The 19,842-nt window shown below is 69.7% G+C and carries 17 protein-coding genes and 30 pseudogenes; all 47 read left to right on the forward strand.

The window, feature by feature from the left end:
* Positions 1 to 6: 6 nt before the first annotated feature.
* Positions 7 to 147: pseudogene (locus UK94_RS42670) on the forward strand (16S rRNA (guanine(966)-N(2))-methyltransferase RsmD); the annotation flags it as partial.
* Positions 144 to 356 (forward strand): adenylyltransferase/cytidyltransferase family protein (locus tag UK94_RS42675; RefSeq protein ID WP_235486854.1); only part of this gene is annotated, 213 nt, incomplete at its 3' end. The pseudogene UK94_RS42670 and the gene UK94_RS42675, both read left to right, overlap by 4 nt.
* Before the next feature lie 35 nt (positions 357 to 391).
* Positions 392 to 459: pseudogene (locus UK94_RS42685) on the forward strand (pantetheine-phosphate adenylyltransferase); the annotation flags it as partial.
* 1 nt (position 460) lies between these two features.
* A pseudogene (locus UK94_RS42690) lies at positions 461 to 632 on the forward strand (pantetheine-phosphate adenylyltransferase); the annotation flags it as partial.
* A gap of 346 nt (positions 633 to 978) precedes the next feature.
* On the forward strand, positions 979 to 1,446 hold a 468-nt coding region (locus UK94_RS07100; protein ID WP_235486855.1), incomplete at its 3' end, for a YceD family protein.
* Between the two features lies 1 nt (position 1,447).
* Positions 1,448 to 1,535: pseudogene (locus tag UK94_RS42695) on the forward strand (DUF177 domain-containing protein); the annotation flags it as partial.
* Between the two features lie 57 nt (positions 1,536 to 1,592).
* The gene (rpmF, locus tag UK94_RS32250) at positions 1,593 to 1,763 is read left to right on the forward strand and encodes a 50S ribosomal protein L32 (protein ID WP_009742317.1); all 171 of its coding nucleotides are present in this window, start codon (positions 1,593 to 1,595) and stop codon (positions 1,761 to 1,763) included.
* 14 nt (positions 1,764 to 1,777) lie between these two features.
* Positions 1,778 to 2,455: pseudogene (locus UK94_RS42700) on the forward strand (phosphate starvation-inducible protein PhoH); the annotation flags it as partial.
* Between the two features lie 415 nt (positions 2,456 to 2,870).
* Positions 2,871 to 3,002 (forward strand): annotated as a pseudogene (locus tag UK94_RS42710) (ribonuclease III); the annotation flags it as partial.
* 1 nt (position 3,003) lies between these two features.
* Positions 3,004 to 3,067: pseudogene (locus tag UK94_RS42715) on the forward strand (hypothetical protein); the annotation flags it as partial.
* Position 3,068: 1 nt separating this feature from the next.
* Positions 3,069 to 3,385 (forward strand): annotated as a pseudogene (locus tag UK94_RS42720) (ribonuclease III); the annotation flags it as partial.
* A gap of 1 nt (position 3,386) precedes the next feature.
* Positions 3,387 to 3,500 (forward strand): annotated as a pseudogene (locus UK94_RS42725) (putative dsRNA-binding protein); the annotation flags it as partial.
* Position 3,501: 1 nt separating this feature from the next.
* A pseudogene (locus UK94_RS42730) lies at positions 3,502 to 3,658 on the forward strand (ribonuclease III); the annotation flags it as partial.
* Between the two features lie 97 nt (positions 3,659 to 3,755).
* On the forward strand, positions 3,756 to 4,356 hold a 601-nt coding region (locus UK94_RS42735; protein ID WP_313949461.1), incomplete at its 3' end, for a DNA-formamidopyrimidine glycosylase family protein.
* A 1-nt stretch (position 4,357) separates the two neighbouring features.
* Positions 4,358 to 4,721: pseudogene (locus UK94_RS42740) on the forward strand (zinc finger domain-containing protein); the annotation flags it as partial.
* 205 nt (positions 4,722 to 4,926) lie between these two features.
* Positions 4,927 to 5,316, forward strand: a 390-nt coding sequence (locus UK94_RS42745; RefSeq protein WP_235486857.1) for a DUF2786 domain-containing protein, incomplete at its 3' end; no start/stop codon positions are given.
* Between the two features lies 1 nt (position 5,317).
* Positions 5,318 to 5,691: pseudogene (locus UK94_RS42750) on the forward strand (DUF2786 domain-containing protein); the annotation flags it as partial.
* A 419-nt stretch (positions 5,692 to 6,110) separates the two neighbouring features.
* On the forward strand, positions 6,111 to 6,220 hold a 110-nt coding region (locus UK94_RS42755; RefSeq protein WP_235486983.1), incomplete at its 3' end, for an acylphosphatase.
* A 1-nt stretch (position 6,221) separates the two neighbouring features.
* Positions 6,222 to 6,395 (forward strand): annotated as a pseudogene (locus UK94_RS42760) (acylphosphatase); the annotation flags it as partial.
* Between the two features lie 839 nt (positions 6,396 to 7,234).
* Positions 7,235 to 7,410 (forward strand): AAA family ATPase (locus UK94_RS42765; protein WP_235486986.1); only part of this gene is annotated, 176 nt, incomplete at its 3' end.
* A gap of 1 nt (position 7,411) precedes the next feature.
* Positions 7,412 to 7,555, forward strand: a pseudogene (locus tag UK94_RS42770) (hypothetical protein); the annotation flags it as partial.
* 10 nt (positions 7,556 to 7,565) lie between these two features.
* The coding region (locus tag UK94_RS42775) for a hypothetical protein (protein ID WP_235486988.1) at positions 7,566 to 7,620 on the forward strand (55 nt) is incomplete at both ends.
* A gap of 1 nt (position 7,621) precedes the next feature.
* Positions 7,622 to 7,727: pseudogene (locus tag UK94_RS42780) on the forward strand (hypothetical protein); the annotation flags it as partial.
* 1 nt (position 7,728) lies between these two features.
* Positions 7,729 to 7,841: pseudogene (locus UK94_RS42785) on the forward strand (hypothetical protein); the annotation flags it as partial.
* 1 nt (position 7,842) lies between these two features.
* Positions 7,843 to 8,078, forward strand: a pseudogene (locus tag UK94_RS42790) (hypothetical protein); the annotation flags it as partial.
* A gap of 104 nt (positions 8,079 to 8,182) precedes the next feature.
* Positions 8,183 to 8,652, forward strand: a pseudogene (locus UK94_RS42795) (chromosome segregation protein SMC); the annotation flags it as partial.
* 252 nt (positions 8,653 to 8,904) lie between these two features.
* A pseudogene (locus tag UK94_RS42805) lies at positions 8,905 to 10,121 on the forward strand (chromosome segregation protein SMC); the annotation flags it as partial.
* Between the two features lie 9 nt (positions 10,122 to 10,130).
* Positions 10,131 to 10,460, forward strand: a pseudogene (locus UK94_RS42810) (hypothetical protein); the annotation flags it as partial.
* A gap of 1 nt (position 10,461) precedes the next feature.
* Positions 10,462 to 11,071: pseudogene (locus UK94_RS42815) on the forward strand (AAA family ATPase); the annotation flags it as partial.
* A gap of 69 nt (positions 11,072 to 11,140) precedes the next feature.
* The coding region (locus UK94_RS42820) for a signal recognition particle receptor subunit alpha (RefSeq protein ID WP_235486859.1) at positions 11,141 to 11,954 on the forward strand (814 nt) is incomplete at its 3' end.
* Between the two features lies 1 nt (position 11,955).
* A pseudogene (locus UK94_RS42825) lies at positions 11,956 to 12,031 on the forward strand (hypothetical protein); the annotation flags it as partial.
* A 1-nt stretch (position 12,032) separates the two neighbouring features.
* Positions 12,033 to 12,409: pseudogene (locus UK94_RS42830) on the forward strand (signal recognition particle-docking protein FtsY); the annotation flags it as partial.
* Positions 12,410 to 12,892: 483 nt separating this feature from the next.
* A partial coding sequence (locus tag UK94_RS42835) for a signal recognition particle receptor subunit alpha (RefSeq protein ID WP_235486990.1) occupies positions 12,893 to 13,013 on the forward strand: 121 nt, incomplete at its 3' end.
* A 1-nt stretch (position 13,014) separates the two neighbouring features.
* Positions 13,015 to 13,062 (forward strand): annotated as a pseudogene (locus UK94_RS42840) (hypothetical protein); the annotation flags it as partial.
* 1 nt (position 13,063) lies between these two features.
* Positions 13,064 to 13,346: pseudogene (locus UK94_RS42845) on the forward strand (signal recognition particle protein); the annotation flags it as partial.
* Position 13,347: 1 nt separating this feature from the next.
* Positions 13,348 to 13,819: pseudogene (locus tag UK94_RS42850) on the forward strand (signal recognition particle protein); the annotation flags it as partial.
* Position 13,820: 1 nt separating this feature from the next.
* Positions 13,821 to 14,388, forward strand: a pseudogene (locus UK94_RS42855) (signal recognition particle protein); the annotation flags it as partial.
* 206 nt (positions 14,389 to 14,594) lie between these two features.
* Positions 14,595 to 14,741, forward strand: a pseudogene (locus UK94_RS42860) (30S ribosomal protein S16); the annotation flags it as partial.
* A 23-nt stretch (positions 14,742 to 14,764) separates the two neighbouring features.
* A pseudogene (rpsP, locus tag UK94_RS07145) lies at positions 14,765 to 15,134 on the forward strand (30S ribosomal protein S16); the annotation flags it as partial.
* Entirely contained in the window at positions 15,135 to 15,368 is a 234-nt protein-coding gene (locus UK94_RS07150; protein WP_009742328.1) for an RNA-binding protein, read from the forward strand.
* 47 nt (positions 15,369 to 15,415) lie between these two features.
* Positions 15,416 to 15,958, forward strand: a complete 543-nt coding sequence (rimM, locus tag UK94_RS07155) for a ribosome maturation factor RimM (protein ID WP_011606863.1) — start codon at positions 15,416 to 15,418, stop codon at positions 15,956 to 15,958.
* A gap of 83 nt (positions 15,959 to 16,041) precedes the next feature.
* A complete protein-coding gene (gene trmD, locus UK94_RS07160) occupies positions 16,042 to 16,836 on the forward strand; it encodes a tRNA (guanosine(37)-N1)-methyltransferase TrmD (RefSeq protein ID WP_011606862.1) in 795 nt (264 codons plus the stop codon).
* Between the two features lie 263 nt (positions 16,837 to 17,099).
* The coding region (gene rplS / locus UK94_RS07165; protein WP_235486861.1) for a 50S ribosomal protein L19 at positions 17,100 to 17,424 on the forward strand (325 nt) is incomplete at its 3' end.
* A 121-nt stretch (positions 17,425 to 17,545) separates the two neighbouring features.
* The coding region (gene lepB / locus UK94_RS07170; protein ID WP_235486863.1) for a signal peptidase I at positions 17,546 to 18,511 on the forward strand (966 nt) is incomplete at its 3' end.
* A 275-nt stretch (positions 18,512 to 18,786) separates the two neighbouring features.
* A partial coding sequence (locus UK94_RS42875) for a ribonuclease HII (protein ID WP_235486865.1) occupies positions 18,787 to 19,236 on the forward strand: 450 nt, incomplete at its 3' end.
* A gap of 1 nt (position 19,237) precedes the next feature.
* A pseudogene (locus UK94_RS42880) lies at positions 19,238 to 19,512 on the forward strand (ribonuclease HII); the annotation flags it as partial.
* Positions 19,509 to 19,805: a DUF2469 domain-containing protein gene (locus tag UK94_RS07180; RefSeq protein ID WP_011606858.1), complete on the forward strand. Its 297-nt coding sequence runs from the start codon at positions 19,509 to 19,511 to the stop codon at positions 19,803 to 19,805. The pseudogene UK94_RS42880 and the gene UK94_RS07180, both read left to right, overlap by 4 nt.
* The last annotated feature ends 37 nt before the right edge of the window (positions 19,806 to 19,842 follow it).

Consider the following 19,842-nt stretch of genomic DNA (forward strand, 5'->3'; position numbering starts at 1 on the left):
CGCGGNAGCGCATGGCTGGCTGCGGACGGTGTCTGCGTGGTCGAAAGGTCCCACCGGTCGGGTCCGGTTGCATGGCCGGACGGCCTGTGTGCACTACGTGACCGGAGGTACGGGGAGGGTGTTCTCTGGTACGGTATTCGATCATGAGGAGGGCAGTCTGTCCCGGTTCATTTGATCCGATCACCAATGGCCATCTCGACATCGTCATCAGGGCGAGCAAGCTCTTCGACGAGGTGGTGGTCGCCGTTTCGATCAACAAGAACAAGGCCACCCTGTTCACCATCGACGAGCGCATGGAGCTCATTCGTGAGGCGGTGCGCAATCATCCGATGGCGCCGTCCAACGTCGTGGTGGACNCATCACACGNCCTGGTGGTCGACTTCTGTCGTGNCCGTGGTATCCAGTCGATCGTCAAAGGTCTGCGCGCGGTCAGCGATTTCGACTACGAACTGCAGATGGNCCAGATGAACAATTCGCTCGCAGGTGTGGAGACGCTCTTCATGAGCACGAACCCGCAGTATGCTTTTCTGTCCTCGAGCCTGGTGAAGGAGGTCGCTCGCTACGGCGGGGACGTCTCGCACCTCGTGCCCGACGTGGTGCTCAAGCAGCTCCGCGAGCGCGCGGTCGAGTAGCCGCTTCTGCAGCCGCCGGGGTGCGTCCGATGCCGCTCGCCCGCCAGTCCACTTTGCAGGGGGGCTGGAATGGGCTGGATGGGTGGCCATGAGGCCTGTCTCCTGGCAGGTGCCGACTGGCAGGCGCCGGCAGCGGGCCGGTCGGGTCGCGACGCGATCGGATACGCTGGACGCGTAGTCGGCGACTGCTGGGGTGCGTCCGGCGGTCCTCCGGGGTGCCTTGAAGGGCGGCCGGGGGGCTGGCTTCTCGGTCGTCAGCCGGCGCTGCAACAGTCCCACCCTCCACGTAGGGCCCGCCACTGCGGGCTTTCCCGAGCCGAACCTAGACGTGAATTCGACTGCCGCCATGACTGGATCCCACCCCCGCCGTAGGGCGCCCAAGGGCCCCTTGGTGCTCGACACCCGTGAGCTCGGCCGACGGCCGGGGTCGATGCGCCGTGTCCGGACACAGGCGGCGCTACCTGCCGATCTCGGGACCGAGATGATGTGGGTGCCCGCGGGAGCCACTGCCGCGCTGGATCTCCGACTGGAGTCGGTGATCGAGGGGGTGTTGGTCAGCGGCACGATCGTGGCCCCGCTGCGAGGCGAGTGCGGTCGTTGTCTCGACGAGGTGTCCGACGTCGGCACTGTCGAGGTCCGGGAGCTTTTCTACTACGCTGACCGGGCCGTGGACGTGGCGGATGACGACGACGCGCGGGTCCTGGTCGACGACCACGCCGACCTTGAGCCCGTGGTCCGGGACGCGCTTGTGCTGGACCTGCCGCTGTCCCCCACCTGCCGGCCGGACTGCGCGGGACTGTGCGCGGACTGCGGGNCACGGCTCGACGAGGTCGGGCCACATCACTCCCACGACCGCCTCGACGCGCGGTGGGCTGCGTTGTCCGCTCTTGCGGAAGACGGCGCNCCGACGGGAACTGATCAGGGTCGGTCCGACCCTGACGAGAGCAAGGAGAAGAAATAGTGGCCGTCCCGAAGCGACGCACCTCGCGCAGCAACACCCGGTCTCGCCGTTCGCAGTGGAAGGCCAAGGTGCCGACCCTCGCGAAGTGCTCCCGGGGGCATGTGATCCGGCCGCACACTGTGTGCACGACGTGCGGCCGGTACAACGACCGTCAGGTGCTAGACGTCTGAGCCGATGTGACCCNCATCGCCGTTGATCTGCTTGGGGAGGGGCTCCCTTTCGGGCCCCTCCTTGAGGCGTTGCCCACCGCGTTGGACGCGGACCCGCGCCTGGTGCTGATCCTGGTTTCGCCTGCCGAAGGTGTCCGTGAGGAGCTGGCACGGCTTGGAATCTCGGCTGGCGAAAGGGTGCTGCTGAGATCCGCCACCCACACGGTGGCCGGCGGGCCCGCTGCCCTTCGTCAGGTCCGCTCGCGCAGGGACGCCGGCGTCCGGGTGGCAGCCCGGCTGGCACGTGAGGGTGACGCCGATGCGATGGTGTCGGTGGCACCCGTCGAGTCGGTTGTCGCCGCCGCCCAGTTCACCCACGGACTGCTTCCGGGCGCGACACGAGCGGTACTGGCTGCGATCATCGGGCGGCAGGATGCGGGCGTCGTGTTGTGCGACGCAGGATCGGCCACAGGGGTGACGGCCGATGAGCTTGCCCAGTCCGCGCTGCTGGGCAGCGCATATGCGGCCCTGCGATTCGCGGTGGAGGCACCCCGGGTCGGGCTGGTGGCACCACGAGAAGCGCTGTTGGATCCGGCACGGCGCCTCGCCGACGAGCTGCTTCGGTCGCTCGATCTGAATTATGCCGGTCCGTGCACGGTGGAGAGTGTCCTGGCCCGACCTGAGTCGGCCGGTCAGGATCGGGCGGCGGCTGGNTGGTCTCCCGTAGCAGGCTCAGACCGGCGGCTGGAGGTCGCGGTGACTGACGGCTACACCGGAGATGTCGTGCTGTCGACCATTCGAGGTGTATCGAGCTGGGAACGTCGAGGTTCTGCCGGCGGCACCGATGCCGGCCTGGATCCGGCATGGGGAACATTGGAAGATCCTGATGTGCGAGGGGGAACGATCGTGCTAGGGGTCGACGGTATCGCGGTCCATGCGGAGCACACCCGAGGAGGATCCGTGGACGCCGGGGCCGGCGGGCTGCTCGCGGCGCTGAGGGTGGCGTCCTTGGCTGTACGCGGGGATCTCGTCCCTCGAACCCGGGCTGCGATGGCGACTCTGGTTGCGCGGCGGCGGGCGCTGGCTGGGTTGGCCGGATGACGCNCCATCTTCCGCCTCCTCCGCCCNGGGATGGCCTGATCGAGGTCCTCGAGGCTGCCGTCGATCCGGAGCTGCTGGACCGGGCGCTCACGCACCGTTCCTACGCCTACGAAAAGGGCGGTCTTCCAACCAACGAGCGGTTGGAGTTCCTGGGTGATGNGGTGCTCGGTCTCGTCGTGACCGCCGCGCTTTTCCTCCGTCATCCTGATCTTCCCGAGGGGCAGNTGGCCAAGCAACGAGCCTCGGTGGTGAACATGCGGGCACTCGCTGACGTGGCCCGTGGCATCGGTCCAGACGGTCTCGGGCCCTACCTGCTGCTCGGCCGGGGGGAGGAGACGACCGGAGGCCGCGACAAGGCGAGCATCCTGGCCGACACCCTTGAGGCCATCATCGGGGCGGTCTATCTCTCGGCCGGCCTCGACGCGGCTTCCATTTTCGTGCATCGCCTGTTCGATCCGTTGTTGGACGAGGCTGCGGGTCGTGGCGCCGGCCTGGACTGGAAGACCTCGTTGCAGGAGCAGACGGCCCTGCTCGCCCTCGGGNCGCCCGAATATGTAGTCGAGGAGGCCGGTCCCGATCACGCCAAGAGGTTCACCGCGCACGCGCGCATCGCCGGCGAGCCGTTGGGAGAGGGAGAGGGCGGCAGCAAGAAGGAAGNGGAGCAGCGAGCCGCGGCAGCGGCCTTCGCAGTGCTGGAGAGCCGAGCGGCCGCGGCGGCACAGCAGGATGGAGACAGCCGCCCGACCGGTCCCGCAGTGCTCGGCGATGCTTCCGTGGCAGGTCCATCGAGCCGGGGGCACGTCTCGGGCCCCTGACGCTGGTGATCGGCGACTGTCATGCACTGACGTCCCGTTTCGTACGGATGGCCCGGATCGGTTCCGCCCCTGACATCATCCCCGACGGTCGGAGATCATGCCTGAGCTACCAGAGGTGGAGGTCGTGCGCCGCGGGCTGCAGCGCGGTGTCGTTGGCCGGGTGATCGCCTCGGTTGCGGTGTGTCATCCGCGTGCCGTGCGCCGTCATCCGGCCGGCGCCGGCGACTTCGCCGCTCTGCTCGTCGGGCAGCGGGTGACGGCCGCGAGACGTCGCGGCAAGTACCTCTGGCTAGCGCTGAGGACGGACCTCGCGGCCGCGGTTGCGGCCGCGGCGCCGGCGCTGGCGATCGAACCGGGGACAGAGGGTGCGCCGGCGGGTCTGCCCGTGCTGGAGTCGCCCCCGTCTGCCGCACCCGACGATGCCCTGATCGCGCATCTCGGTATGAGTGGTCAACTACTCGTGGTGCCGCCGACGACTCCGGACCAGAGACACCTGCGCATTCGCTTCACCTTCGTCGACGGAGGCCGGGAACTGCGGTTCGTCGACCAGCGCACCTTCGGCGGCTTGGCGGTCGCCGTCGGCGGCGGGGAGCTGCCCGAGCCGGTCGCCCACATCGCCCGGGACCCGCTTGATCCCGCCTTCGACGAGGACCTCGTCGTCCGGCGACTGCGTGACCGCCGTACCGGCGTCAAGCGGGNGCTGCTCGATCAGACGCTGGTCAGCGGTGTGGGCAACATCTATGCGGACGAGGCGCTGTGGGCGGCCAGGATGCACTACGCCCATCCGACCGAGACGTTGACCCGTCCCGAGGTCCGCCGGCTGCTGGATTGTGTCCGCACGGTCATGATTGCGGCCCTCGACGCGGGTGGGACGTCCTTCGACAGGCTGTATGTCTCGACCGACGGGGTCAGTGGACTGTTTGAGCGGTCACTGGCGGTCTATGGTCGCGCAGGGCAGCCCTGCGGCCGGTGTGGGGACACGATCCGCCGCGACGCATTCATGAACAGATCCAGCTTCACCTGCCCCACCTGCCAGCGCCCACCCCGCCGACCCAGATGGTAGGATTCGATCAGACGTTCGAAGATGNACGCCTCCTTGAGAGGTGACCGCGAACGTGGCAGNGCGAGGCCGGTGAGAGCCCGCTCTCGCGCTGGACCACACTGCCGCCTCATCCGGGGCCGAGTCGGGATGTTCCCGGCTCGGTGAGGCTCCACCGACGGCGTCGGGTCGTGCTGTGGCCGCCCGAGGCGAGAGGGACGGAGATGCCATGAATCCGGATGCGCTGCTCGGCCGGGTGCGGAAACTCCTGGCCATGGCGGAGGCCGAAGGTCTCACCGAGGCCGCCAGGGAGTCGTACAACGTCAAGGCGGCCGAGCTCATCGCGCAGTACGGGATCGACCGCGCGCTCATCGAGGAGGCCGCGCCGAGCCGGGTCGCCGCCGCAGACCTTGTGGTTGCCCTCGACTCGCCCTACGCCCGAGACAAGGTCTCGCTGTTGGCGAGCATCGCGGCCCCGCTGGGGTGCCGGCTCGTGCACCGCACGGTTCGCCGTGACCGCGGGACGGAGCATTCCGCGCACCTTTTCGGCATGGATGCGGACATTCGCCGGGTGCAGGTGTTGTTCACGTCGGTGCTTGTGCAGCAAGCACACGGACTGNCCGTCACGCGTCCGCCGCGGCATGAGGACCCGAGAGCGTTCCGCCGGTCGTGGATGGCCGGGTTCGCCCTGGCCGTCGCGCAGCGGTTGGCCCGTACGGAGCGGACGGCGCGTGAGCGGGCCCAGGCTCAGCAGCGGGCAGACGAACGCGACGGCCTGGAGAGCCACCCCTCGGTCGCGGTGGTCCTCGCGGACCGGAGTCAGCGGGTGGACGCGCATCTCGCCGCCGTCTACCCGCGCCTGCGTACACCGCGAGCGCGTCAGCTTTCCGGCAGCGGCGGTCGGGAGGGCTACCTGGCCGGCGAGCGAGCCGATCTCGGGCTCGGCAACCGGGTGTCCGGTCGAGTCTCGCCAGCGATCGGCTCGCGTGGATAGATGACAGATCTTCCTGGCTAGAGCTTGCCGCCCGGAAGATTGGGAACCGCGGTCTGCGTGGGGCCGGAGGTCCGTGGCGGAGCGTAGCCAGGTCCAATGATCTTGTTTGCGCCGTCAACCGGTTCCGGCGTCACATGACGATCGCCGTCGGTGCTTGCGTGCGGGACGGGTAGCGCTCCACCGTCCTGGGAGAAGTTCTGTCCGCAACCGCTGATCAGCAGCGCCGACCCGAGGGCTCCGCAGACGAGTGCCACGGCGGTGGACCTGCGGCGGGAGTGCGGCCCCAGCGGCCGCTTCCGTTGAGGTTCCACCGGCCGTCGCGCCTCGCTCGATCGGCCTGCCATGTCTGAGAGAGATGAGGTGTCCACGATGGGCTGTACCCTACCGTGCTGATGAGCGAGGTACCCATCAAGCAGACGATGCCTGGCCCGACCGTGGTCCGCTTCACGGCTCGTGTCGTCGGCCGTGTTCAAGGCGTCGGTTTTCGTGACTACGTGCGCACCCGCGGCCGCCGGCTCGGCTTGGTGGGNACGGCTACCAATATGCCCGATGGTGCTGTCGTGGTGATTGCGGAGGGCGGGGCGCCAGCGTGCCAGAATCTTGCCCGTCTGCTCGTGACGGGGCACACTCCAGGCTGGACGGATCGGGTCGAGGTGGTGTGGCAGAGGGCACAGGGCGATCTGGCTGACTTTCGCCGGAAGTGACTGCTTGTGGACACTGTGCTGGCCCAACTGTCGTCAGGATGACGGTCAAGTTTTTGCGTGTTCACCGGATCAGTCGGGGGGCATGTGACATGCTCTTGACTTTCGGTCACTCGGCGTGGGACTCTAGGGCCATTGTTTGGGGCGCACTCTGATCTGTTCGGATCTTGTGTTGTCCGACACCCACTAGGTCACTCATCGTGGAGGACCATCACTATGGCGAAGGCCCTTTTCGGCCACGTCGGTTCCGGCAGCGACCTGNGTCTCTCCTACGAGGTACGCCGGCTCCGTGCTCGAGTTGCGGAGCTTGAGGCTGAACTGACCCGAGTACGCGAGGTTAACGAGGCACTGGTCGGTGGTGTCGACGTACCGGAGGATGTCCGGGCACTCGACGCCGAGCCGGCGTACAGCTGAACCGCAAGGTCGGCTATCGGGGGCGTTTCCTGACCGGAGCGCCCCTTCGTACTGACTACGCCCGGCTCTGAGCGATTTTTTGGCCTCGGTATGTGCGCGAATGGCTACATACTGTAATTGAGGCGTTGCTTGGTCGGGGGCGGTCGTCGTGGCGTCGGGGTCGTCGCTTGGGGGAGGACTCCTGGCGTGGCCCCGAAGTGCTGCGATGTTCCGTCCCCGTTCGGGGGCTGGGACCGCAGTGTCGGTCTTGCGGGAATCCTGGCGTAATAGGTTACTTCTCCGGCTCTGCGGGCCCTGTTCGGGACGCAAGCGCGGAGTGTATCCGTACGGTCGCTTTGTGTTGCTCGATAGGATGGGCACTCCCACGTCGGCTGATCCCGGCCATCCGTCACCAGTCCGGCGAGCCCTCCTCACCGCTCCGGAGACCGGTGCATCTCAAGAGCCTGACCCTGCGGGGCTTCAAGTCCTTTGCGAGCTCGACCTCCTTGCATCTCGAGCCCGGAATTACCTGTGTGGTGGGCCCGAATGGGTCGGGTAAGAGCAATGTGGTCGATGCCATCGCCTGGGTGCTCGGGGAGCAGGGCGCCAAGGCGTTGCGGGGCGGNACCATGTCGGACGTCATCTTTGCGGGCACACCCGCGCGCCCGGCGCTTGGTCGGGCGGAGGTGCTGCTCACGATCGACAACTCCGACGGCGCGTTGCCGATTGAGTACACCGAGGTAACCGTCGGTCGTCTCATGTTTCGCAGCNGGGAGAGCNAATACACGATCAACGGTACGGGATGCCGGCTCCTCGACATCCAGGAGCTCATGAGNGACTCGGGGATCGGCCGCGAGTTGCACGTGATCGTGGGCCAGGGCCAGCTTGACGCCGTGCTGCACGCACGCCCCGAAGATCGCCGTGCGTTCATCGAGGAGGCCGNCGGGGTTCTCAAGCACCGCAAGCGCAAGGAGAAGGCGCTGCGCAAGCTTGAGGCGATGGCGGCGAACCTCACCCGACTCACCGACCTCTCCGCGGAGCTACGTCGGCAGCTCGNCCCCCTCGGCCGGCAGGCGGAGATCGCGCGGAAGGCCGGAGTCATCCAGGCATCGCTCAGAGACGCCCGGCTTCGGCTGCTCGCGGACGAGCTGAACTCTGCCCGGACCGCGATCGCCTCGGACGTCGTGGACGAGGAGGCGCTGCGGCGACGGCTCACCGACTCGGAATCGGCGCAACATGCCGCAGCGCAGCGTGAGGCGCAGCTCCAGTCGGAGCTTGCCGCCGTCGTCCCCCNCGCGGCCGCGGCGCAGGAGACCTGGTATGCGATGGCCTCCCTGCGGGAGCGGTTGCTGGGAACCCGCTCGCTGGCGACCGAGCGAGCCCGGCTGCTGCGGATNGGATCCGATGAACTACGAGGTCGCCGTGATCCAGATGAGCTCGAGCAGGAGGCGATCGCGGTCCGGGAGCAGGAGATCGCGCTCACCGAGCGGTTGGAACGCGATCGCGAGCTGCTCGAGGAGGTGGTCGTCAGACGGGCGGATCTCGAGGCAGCGCTGGCAGACGAGGAACGCGAGCTGATCGCCGCCGCTCGCGCCGCGTCCTCCCGGCGTGAGGAGCTCGCTCGGCTCGCCGGTCAGGTCGAGGCCGCGCGGTCGAGGGCGACCGGCGCGGAGGAGGAGATCGCGCGGACGACGGAGGCCCTGACGGCCGCGCGGGAGCGCGATGCGGAGGCCGCACAGTCCACGACCGCGCTGCAGACGGAGCTCGCCCAGATGGAGGGCGCTCGAGAGGAACTCGCCGAAAGGCACGACGCCGCCGTGGCGGTGCACGCCAGCGCGACCGATCGCCTGGAGATGCTGCGGGCCGANGAGCGTGCGGCCGAGNGGGACCGGGCATCCTGGACGGCGCGCCGTGATGCACTGCAGCTTTCGCTCGCGCCAGCCGACGGCGTGGCGGCTCTGCTCGAGGCCGTCGCGCGGGTGCGGGCCTCCGACAGCGAGCCGACCGCCGACACGGGCGTCCCGCGGGGCGGCGGCGAGGGGGCTCATGACGGGACCTCCGCAGGCGAAGCGTCGCCCGCGAGGTCCTCTGGCGGGAAGAGAAGCGGACCTGGTGGCCNTCGGCATCGATCAGGTGCGGCGAAGGACTCCGGCCCCGCCGACGGGCGACGATCCGAACTCCCGCCCCTGGACCCCTCTTTTGTGCCCCTCGGTCGGCTGTCCGACGTTGTGACCGTGCGGTCGGGAGCCGAGGTGGCGGTGGCCGCGGCGCTGGGGCCGGCCGCCGACGCGCTGCTGGTCGCCACGCCGACCGAGGTACTGACCGCGTTCGCCTGGCTGCGGCAGGCCGATGCCGGCCGAGCTGCGGTGGTGATTCCCGGGACCATGAGCGACGGGAGCGAGGCCGCAGGCGACGCCCATGATGCCGGCGGTTGGCCGCGTCCCGGCCGGGGTCGCGGCGAGCTGGACGAGCCGGTCGCTGGCATGGCGGGCCCGCTCCCCGAAGGCTGCGTGCCCGTTCTGGAGCTGGTGGAGTTCATCGACGACCGCTTCCGTTTCGCGCTGGTGTCGTTGCTCGAAGGCACCGTCGTCGTCGACGATCTGGCCGCCGCCGAGCTCGCCGTCCGGTCTCGGCCCGACCTGCGGACTGTCACAAGGTCCGGCGACGTCCTCGGTCCCGCAGCGTCGATCGGGGGCAGCGCACATCCGCCGTCGGCGATCGAGCTGCGTGCAGCGGCCGACGAGGCGGAGGCCGGAGTAGTGGAAGCAGCTCGACGGGCCGAGACGGCGCACGAGTCCTTCGAGCCCGCCAGGACCGAAGTGGCGCGGACCCGTTCGGCCATCGACGCGGCGCTGGCCGCCCTGCACGGGGCCGACGCCCGGTATCGGGCGCTGTCCGAGCAGGTCGCACAGCTTGAGCGGGCGTGGGGCGGTGCGGGCTCGGAGGTGGCGCGGCTCGAGGCCGCCCGCGGCCGCGCGGAGACGGCCAGGGACCGGGCCTATGGTGCTCTGTCCGAGCTGGAGACCGCCCTCGCCGCGACCTCGGCGCAGCCGGAGATCGACGAGCCGACGCCGGCCGAGCGGGACCGGCTGGTCTCCGCTACCTCGGCCGTGCGGGCCGCCGAGGTCGAGGCTCGGCTTGCCGTGCGGACCAGCGAGGAACGGGCGCGCGGCCTGCAGGGCCGAGCGGACGGGCTGATCCGGGCCGCGGCGAGCGAACGCGCGGCCCGGGTTGCCGCCGCCCGTCGGCGCGAGGTGCGCGAGCGGCAGGCCGCGGTCGCGGCGGCGCTTGGGGACGCCACCCAGGTGACCCTGGATCGGTTGGACCGTTCGTTGGNCCGAGCCNCGACCGAGCGTGCGGAGGCCGAAGCCCTGCGCCGGGCGACCGAGACGAACCTGGCCGCCGTGCGCGAGCAGGCGCGGGCGCTCGCTGCCGAGGTCGCGGCGCTGCGTGATGCGGCCCACCGCGACGAACTGGCCCGCGCGGAGAAGCGTCTGCGGGCGGAGACGCTCGAGACCAGGGCGATGGAGGAGTTCGGGATCGGAGCCGAGGACCTGGTGGCCGAGTTCGGGCCGCAGGTGCCGGTTCCGCCCGACGATCCGGACGGTACGCCGGCGCCGTTTGATCGGGCCGAGCAGACCGCGAGGGCGGCCGCCGCGGAGAAGCAGTTGACCCNCCTCGGCCGGATCAACCCACTCGCCCTGGAGGAGTTCGCTGCTCTGCAGGAGCGGGCGGCGTTCCTGTCGGCGCAGCTCGACGACATCAAGAGCACCCGACGGGACCTGCTGCTCGTGGTCGAGGAGGTCGACGTCCGGGTTCGTGAGGTGTTCGCCGCGGCCTTCGCCGACACCGCCCGGGAGTTCGAGGTGGTCTTCGCCACCCTCTTCCCCGGCGGGGAGGGGCGGCTGGTGCTCACGGATCCCGACGACATGCTGACCACCGGAATCGAGGTCGAGGCCCGCCCGCCGGGCAAGAAGGTCAAGCGACTGTCACTGCTGTCGGGTGGGGAGCGATCGCTGACCGCACTCGCGCTGCTGCTGGCGATCTTCCGGGCTCGTCCGTCACCGTTCTACGTCCTCGACGAGGTCGAGGCGGCGCTGGACGATCGCAACCTCGGCCGGTTGTTGAACGCCATCGAGGGACTGCGGCAGAAGTCCCAATTGATCATCATCACTCACCAGAAGCGGACCATGGAGATCGCCGACGCCCTGTACGGCGTGGCGATGCGCGGTGACGGAGTCACGACTGTGATCAGTCAGCGGTTGCGGGATCGCGCGGCTGTCTGACCCGGCCCGGGTGGGTGCCGGGGTGGGTGAGCACCCCGGACCGCCCCGGCCATCTGTCAGGATCGGGGGGTGGAGCTCCTCATCCTGATCGTCGTCATCGCCGTCGTCGCACTGGCCACCATGGGACTCGTGGTGGGCAGTGCCGTGCGGCGGCGCCCCCGCCGGGCTGTCGGAAGGGGCGGTCGGTCCGACACCGACCTGTCTCCCGGTGTCGGTGACGACGCCGAGGTGCCTCGCGATGCGCCGACCCGGACGATCGATGACGTTGGCCTGCCCGCCGCGCCCGAGACCGCGCCGCCCCGAGCGGACGCGTCCGGTCCGCCGGTGATCGGGGATGTCGCGACCGCGGGCCCGGCGGAGAACCTCGCGCCCTCGGTTCCGCCGCAGCAGCGTCCCCCGGCGGAGATGCCGGCCCCGGCGGCCGGCCGGTTGGTGCGCCTGCGTCTGCGCCTGTCCCGTTCGCAGAACGCACTCGGCCGCGGCCTGCTCTCCCTGCTCTCGGGTGACAATCTCGACGAGGAGACGTGGGAGGACGTGGAGGCGACTCTGCTCCTCGCCGACGTCGGCGTGGTGGCCACCGGTGAGCTGGTGGCGGCGCTGCGGGAACGCACGAAAGTGCTCGGCGCGAGTACTCCGGCCCAGGCGCGGGCGATGTTGCGCGATGAGCTGCTCGCCCAGGTGGGCACCGCGACCGATCGTTCGCTGCGGACGTCGGTGCCGGATCGTCCGGCCGTCGTTCTCGTCGTCGGGGTCAACGGCACCGGAAAGACCACGACCTGCGGCAAGGTCGCGCGGCTGCTGGTGGCCGAGGGGCGAACGGTGGTACTCGGCGCAGCCGACACCTTCCGAGCGGCGGCCGCGGACCAGCTGCAGACCTGGGGGGNGCGGGTCGGCGCCGTGACCGTCCGCGGGGCCGAGGGCGGCGACCCGGCCTCGGTCGCCTTCGATGCGGTGAAGCGGNGCATCGATTCAGCCGCCGACACGGTGCTGATCGACACCGCCGGCCGTCTGCACACCAAGACCGGACTGATGGACGAGTTGGCGAAGATCAAGCGAGTGGTCGGCAAGCACGGCCCTGTTGACGAGGTCCTGCTGGTGTTGGATGCCACCACCGGGCAGAACGCGTTGGTCCAGGCCCGGGTGTTCACCGAGGCGGTGGAGTTGTCCGGCGTCGTGCTGACGAAGCTCGACGGCACGGCTAAGGGCGGGATCGTCATCGCTGTGCAGCGCGAGCTCGGCGTGCCGGTCAAGCTGATCGGCCTGGGTGAGGGGCCGGACGACCTTGCTCCCTTCGAGCCCGAGGCCTTCGTTGACGCCCTGCTCGGCGAGCCGGTCTGACGGACCGGGCGNGCCCATCTCGTCGTGCGCCGCAAGAAGACCACGGAGTGTCACACGTCAAGGTCTTCCCGTCGCTCTGAATGTGATCTAGGCTTCAGCGCTGAGCGGAGCCGGGAGGCTCCTCGGTAAGCCGCGACCATCGTCCTCGGCGAGTTTCCGGCTGGGGGGTGAGCGTCCGGCGAGGCGTCTCGCCGTCCTCAGNGCAGAGGGCGGATCCGGCCGGTAGGAGACCTGGTCGGCGTCCGTGCGGGTATGCCTCGCCGGGCCGCGCATGGTTGCGGGGTGGCCCGGCAGCGTCGCGCGGTGCGTCGGCGTGCCTGGTCGCCCAGCGGGACCAGGGCCTGCCGTAGGGCGAGGGGCCGTCCAGTGCCGNCTGACCGTAGCCGGGTGGCCGGGGGTGTTCGGACGCGGGGTGTGTTGTCCTCGTCGTCGGGTGCGTACGCTGGTGCCTGCGGTCCGCCTGCGATCTCGGAGTGTGTGCGCGTGTTCGACACCCTTTCCAGCCGCCTCGACAAGGTCTTCACGTCGCTGCGTGGTCGGGGGCGCCTGACCGATGCGGACATCGACGCCACGGCACGGGAGATCCGGGTGGCGCTGCTGGAGGNGGATGTCGCGCTACCGGTGGTGCGCAGCTTCGTCGCGGCGATCAAGAGNCGGGCGCGGGGGGCCGAGGTCGGCGCCTCGCTGAATCCGGCCCAGCAGGTCATCAAGATTGTCAACGAGGAGCTCGTCGCCATCCTCGGCGGCGGCACGACGACTCTGCGGTTCGCCAAGACGCCGCCCACGGTGATCCTCCTCGCCGGCCTGCAGGGCACGGGCAAGACCACCCTCGCGGGCAAGCTGGGGCGGTGGCTGAAGGCACAGGGGCACACCCCGCTGCTGGTCGCTGCCGACCTGCAGCGCCCCAATGCGGTCAACCAGCTCCAGGTGGTCGGGGNACGCGCCGGTGTCGAAGTCTTCGCCCCCGAACCCGGTAACGGCGTCGGAGATCCGGTCCGCGTGGCTCGTGACGCCCTCGCCCACGCCCGCCGCCAGGTCTTCGACGTCGTCGTCGTCGACACGGCCGGCCGGCTGGGCGTCGACGAGGAGTTGATGCGTCAGGCCGCGGACATCCGTGATGCCGTCTCGCCGGACGAGATTCTCTTCGTCCTCGACGCCATGATCGGTCAGGACGCCGTCGCGACGGCCAACGCCTTTGCCGACGGCGTCGGGTTCAGCGGCGTGGTTCTGACCAAACTCGACGGTGACGCCCGCGGCGGCGCGGCGCTGTCGGTCGCCCAGGTGACCGGGCGTCCGATCATGTTCGCCTCCACCGGCGAGGCCCTCGACGACTTCGACGTCTTCCATCCGGAGCGGATGGCGTCGCGGATCCTCGGGATGGGCGACGTCCTCACCCTGATCGAGCAGGCGNAGAAGGCGTTCGAGGCCGAGCAGGCCGAGGCGATGGCCGCGAAGATGGCGGCCTCGGAGTTCACCCTCGAGGATTTCCTCGACCAGATGCTCACGGTCCGCAAGATGGGTCCGATCGGCAACCTGCTCGGCATGCTGCCCGGCATGGGGCAGATGAAGGAGCAGCTCGCCCAGGTCGATGACCGCGACGTGGACCGGGTGGTCGCCATCATCCGGTCGATGACGCCGGGGGAGCGGCGTGACCCCAAGATCCTTCAGGCCTCTCGTAAGGCGCGCGTGGCCCGCGGGTCCGGCGTCACGGTTACCGAGGTCAACCAGTTGCTCGACCGCTTCGCCGAGGCCCGCAAGGTGATGCGCCAGATGGCGGGTGGGATGGGGCTGCCCGGCGGGATGGCCCGGGCGAAGGCCGCCTCCGCCCGCAAGGCCGCCAAGAAGGGGAAGGGCGCGAACCGCAAGGGAAACCCGGCGGCGCGGGCGGCGCAGGCCAAGGCGCAGAAGTCCGCGGCCCAGGAGCGCCTCGGTAAGGCGCCTGGCTTCCCGGAGGGCATGCCGGATCTGGCGGCCCTCATNCGTCAGCAGGACGGCCTTGGCGGAATGCCGCCCGGAGGTTCGCGCGGCGGTCGCTGACAGGCGTGGCCCCGCCTGGAGAGTCCGTGCTCTCCCGGGTGCGCGGCTGACGGCTGCGGTCTGGCAGACTGTAAGCTCTAGTGCAGGCCCTGCCTGCCAGCGTCGGTGTGGCTGCCCTCCGATCTCGTGCTGTACGAGAGTGATTCGAGTGGTTGTTCCGGCGCTGGTGCTTCCCACCGTCGGACCTCCCGTACCTCCGGGGTTCGGCGGTCACCGACACGTCTGGAGCCGTTCGACCACCGTGGCAACCAAGATTAAATTGCAGCGTCTCGGCAAGATGCGCGAGCCGCATTACNGCATCGTCGTGGCCGACGCCCNCACCAAGCGGGACGGCCGGGTCATCGAGGCCATCGGGCAGTACCACCCGAAGTCCGACCCGAGCATCATCAAGGTCGACGCCGAGCGGGCCCAGCACTGGCTGTCGGTCGGGGCTCAGCCCACCGAGCCGGTTCTCGCGATCCTCAAGGTCACCGGTGACTGGCAGAAGTTCAAGAACCTGCCGGCCCCGCCGCCGATGAAGGTCGCCGAGCCGAAGGCGGACAAGCGGGAGATCTTCCAGGCGGCGGCACGGGCCGCCGCGGGCGCCGAGGACCGTCCGGCGACCACTCCGAAGAAGGCCAAGAAGGCCGCGTCGGCGGATGGCGCGGACGCGCCGGCCGCGGACGCGCCGACCGCCGCGGGGCAGTAGGTGCTGGAAGCGGCCCTCGAGCATCTCGTGCGGGGCATCGTCGATCATCCAGATGATGTTCGCGTGGATCTCAACAACGGTCGGCGCGGCCGAACCCTGGAAGTGCGGGTGCATCCCGACGACCTCGGGAAGGTCATCGGTCGGCGGGGCCGCACAGCCCGTGCTCTGCGCACGGTGATGGGCGGCGTTGGCGGCCGTGGACTGCGGATCGACGTCGTCGATGTGGACCGCTGACACGCGTCGGTCTGGCGACGTCACCGGTCCACCCGGCGTTCACCTCCGTGACTGAGCCGATCGTCGTCGGCCGGATCGGCCGACCGCATGGTGTTCGGGGCGACGTCACGATCGAGGTGCGGACGGATCTGCCGCAGCGCCGGTTCGCGCTGGGTGCGGTGCTCGGGCGTGAGGGCGGCGGTGCCCCCCTCACGGTCGCCGAGGCCCGCTGGCATTCGGGCCGTCTGCTTCTCCGCTTCCAGGGAGTCGAGGATCGTGGCGCCGCGGAGGCTCTCCGCGACGTTCTGCTGACCATCGACTCCGCCGAGGCCGGACCACCGGTGGACGACGACGAGGACGCCGAGGGTGAAGGCGGCGACATCTGGTGGGACCGTGACCTCGTCGGCCTGGAAGCGGTCACGACTGCCGGTGCCACGCTGGGGCGGGTGACGGATGTCATCCATGCGCCGGCGGGCGACCTGCTCGCTGTCGGGCGTCCGGGCGGGGGCGAGCATCTCGTTCCGTTTGTGCGGGAAATCGTCCCGACCGTGGATCCGGCGGCGGGTCGGATCGTCGTCGACCCACCGCCCGGTCTGCTCGATCTCGACTGATTCCGCTCCGGACCGGCCGGCGACGACCCGCCACTGCGGGCGCCCCCGGTTCGGGGCCGACCCCGACGCTCCGGGAGCTGCCGATGCGCGCCGACGTCGTGACGATCTTTCCTGCCTACCTGGAGCCGTTGCGCCTGTCCCTGGTGGGCCGGGCCCAGGAACGTGGCACCCTCGAGGTCCGTACCCACGACCTGCGCGCGTGGACCAGTGACGTGCACAGGACGGTCGATGACGCCCCCTACGGCGGTGGCCCGGGAATGGTGATGCGCCCCGAGCCGTGGGACGCGGCGCTGTCGGAGATCGCGGCATCGGACCCGGCGCGCCGCCCGCGTGTCGTGGTGCCGACCCCGGCGGGCCGGCCGTTCTCGCAGCGTCACGCCGAGGAGCTCGCGCAGGAGCCGTGGCTGGTCTTCTGCTGTGGTCGTTACGAGGGTATCGACGCCAGGGTGATCGAAACCTGGGCGGATGACGAGATCTCGATCGGTGATTACGTGCTGGCCGGCGGCGAGGTCGCCACATTGGTCATCCTCGAGGCGGTAGCCCGTCTCCTGCCGGGGGTGCTTGGCAACAGCGCGTCGGCGGCCGACGACTCGTTTTCCGACGGTCTGCTTGAGGCCCCGGCGTACACGCGTCCGCAGGTCTGGCGGGGCGTCGAGGTACCGGCGGTCCTGCGATCCGGGGACCACGCGGCGGTGGCCCGGTGGCGGCGGGCGCAAGCGCTTCGCCGTACCGTGGCGCGGCGGCCTGATCTGGTGGCGCAGGCCGAGTTGTCCGACGCAGACCGTGCCGTTCTCGACGCCGTCGCGGCCGAAGTCCAACAGGCCGCCACGCCTGGCGGTCAGCGCAGACCGCCGTGGCATCGTGATTCTCGGGCCTGACAGGCTCGGCCGACGGCCGGGGCGGGTGGCCGCCCTGGGGTGCGTGGTCGGAGTCGCCCGCGCGTGTGGCACAGTACAATGCAGTGTCCGCCGGTTCGTGACCGGCTCGGGTGGCCTCAGGTCGAATGATCCCTGCGGGACGTCTCCGTGGTGGAACCTGTCGACGCACGGGTCCGGGTCGGGCTCGGCCATGGGTTGTTCGCCGCGGTCGTGGGCCGAGGGCGCGGACGATCCACTCTCAACCTCTTCAGGAAGCGACTGCCATGCACACCCTGGACAGCCTCGACGCCGAGTCGCTGAGGACCGACGTGCCCGAGTTCTGGCCGGGCGACACCCTCAAGGTCCACGTGCGGGTCGTCGAAGGAAACCGTCAGCGCATCCAGGTCTTCCAGGGTGCTGTCATCCGTCGCCAGGGTGGCGGAGTGAGGGAGACCTTCACCGTCCGGAAGGTGAGCTTCGGCGTCGGCGTCGAGCGCACCTTCCCGCTGCACAGCCCGATCGTGTCCAAGATCGAGATCGTGACCCGCGGTGACGTTCGTCGGGCGAAGCTGTACTACCTGCGTCAGCTCCGCGGTAAGGCCGCCAAGANCAAGGAGAAGCGGGACCCGATCTCGCGCTGACGTCCTCAGTCACTCAGTGCCCCGCCCGGGCCGATTGTCGGCGACTTGCCGGTACTCCGTGCGCGTGTTGACCCCCTTCTTGGACGAAGATGGGCGGCACGGTCCGCAACGACGTCGCATGGGGCGGCTGGTGGCACGTCGACCGGTCCGATGAGGTCAGACGGTCGATCCAGCGAGGTGGCGGAGTGAACGCATCCAGTCCGGGTGGGCATCGTCCGCCGGGAGACGCAGGTGGCAGCCGGCCCGTCGATGATCCACGACGGGTCGGCCCCGCCTCCGAGGGGTCACCGCGGGTTTCACCTCTGCGGAGTGAATCCGCCGACGAACGGTCCGACCGGACTGTTGACCCCGCAGAGGCCCGTGAGGACGTCGGCGGCCCGGCCGCGCTCGACGGCACGGGCGGAGAGCCGGCCCCAGGCGCGGACGAACCGGGGACTGGTCGCCGAGTCGGTCGACCCGGATCGGGTGTCCGGGGCCGGGGCTCCTTCCTGCGCGAGCTGCCCGTGCTCGTTCTGGTCGCGTTTCTGCTGGCGCTGCTCATCAAGGCCCTGCTGGTCCAGGCCTTCTGGATCCCGTCGGAGTCGATGGAACGCACCCTGCTGGTCGACGACCGTGTGCTGGTCAACAAGGTCGTCTATCACTTTCGTGACGTGCATCGGGGCGAGATCGTCGTCTTCAACGGCAAGGGAACGGGTTTCGACCATCAGGAGTCGATCGTTCCCAAGCCCACCAATGTCGTCAGCAAGTTCGTCCGCGGTGCACAGAACCTGCTCGGCCTCGGGGCCCCAAGCGAAACCGATTTCATCAAGAGGGTCATTGGGGTCGGCGGCGACACGGTTGCGTGCTGTGATGCGGAGGGCCGCGTGACGGTGAACGGCCACCCGCTGGACGAGCCATACGTGTATCAGAACGACTACCAGCGTTTCGGCCCGGTGAAGGTACCTGCTGGCTATCTCTGGGTGATGGGAGATCATCGGGGGGCGTCGTCCGATGCCCGCCAGAACGGACCGATCCCCAAGGACAAGGTGGTGGGGCGTGCCTTCGTCCGGGTCTGGNCGCTGAGTCGGCTCGGGTTTCTCGGCGTACCGGGCACCTTCAGCGGGATCCCCGACGCGTCGGTTGCTCCTCGCGCGACGCCGGCGCCCACCGCACCCGGGGCGTCGGCGGCATCCGGTGCGGGGGCGGCCCAGCCCAGGCCGGGCCTGCCGGCGACAGACGACACGTCCCTGGTGGCGATCGTCGCGCTGGCCCCGCCGGCCTGGCGGGCCCGGCGCCGCCACCGGCCGCCCGCCATGGCAGGGAGTCCGGTCCCGCCGCGGCCCGGATCCCCATGAGGCCGCGTGGGGTCGTGATCCGGCGCGACGCCGGCCTGTTCGGTTACGAACGGGCGTTGGTGCGTTGTGGGCTCGGCCCGGTCGCCGGCGTCGACGAGGCCGGTCGTGGTGCCTGCGCCGGTCCTCTGGTTGTGGCCGCTGTGGTGCTCGGTCCTGATGGCAGGCGCCGGCTGTCCCCCCGGCTGGCCGACTCCAAGCTGCTGACCGAGCAGGTCCGAGAAGGACTCTTCGACGAGGTCCTGCGAGCGGCCGCGGACTGGTCCGCGGTGGTGATCCCGGCAGCGGAGATCGACCGGACCGGAGTACACGTGGCCAACATCACCGGCATGCGACGTGCTGTCGCGCGGTTGGGACATCGGCCGGGCTACGTGCTCACGGACGGGTTCGCGGTCGCCGGCTTCGGTACGGAGTCGTTGGCGGTCGTGAAGGGGGATCGGGTTGCCGCCNGCATCGCGGCGGCCTCGATCGTGGCGAAGGTGACGAGGGACCGGATCATGCGTGCGTTGCACACGCGCTATGCCGAGTACGATTTCGCGCAGCACAAGGGATACGTCACCGCGGCCCACGCGGCGGCGCTGGCGCGGTACGGACCGTGTGACGAGCATCGGAAGTCGTACGTCAACGTGGCCGCGCATGCGGTGCCGACGAGGGAAGCCCGATCATTGCGGCTGGAGGACAGAGTGCTTGCGACCAGCCTGCACGGCGTCACGGAGACCGCATGAGCGCGGAAGATCTCGAGAAGTACGAGACCGAGATGGAGCTTCAGCTCTACCGCGAGTATCGCGACGTGGTGGGGCTGTTCTCGTACGTCATCGAGACCGAACGCCGGTTCTACCTCGCCAACGACTATCAGATCGAGGTCAGGAACAGTACGGACGGTGAGGTCTTCTTCGAGTTGACCCTCCGGGATGCCTGGGTGTGGGACATGTTCCGGCCTGCGCGCTTCGTGAAGAATGTCCGGGTCGTCACTTTCAAGGACATCAATGTGGAGGAGCTGACCAAGGCCGAGCTCTGACGCTCCGCTCGTGGGTCGCAGGCCCTCTGTGATGCTN

The sequence above is a fragment of the Frankia sp. AvcI1 genome, assembly GCF_001420875.1.
GTDB lineage: Bacteria > Actinomycetota > Actinomycetes > Frankiales > Frankiaceae > Frankia > Frankia alni.

What these genes read in the sequence shown, in the direction of transcription:
- trmD (WP_011606862.1), top strand. Translation starts at nt 16,042, where the DNA reads ATGCGCGCCGACGTCGTGACGATCTTTCCTGCCTACCTGGAGCCGTTG.
- UK94_RS07180 (WP_011606858.1), top strand. Translation starts at nt 19,509, where the DNA reads ATGAGCGCGGAAGATCTCGAGAAGTACGAGACCGAGATGGAGCTTCAG.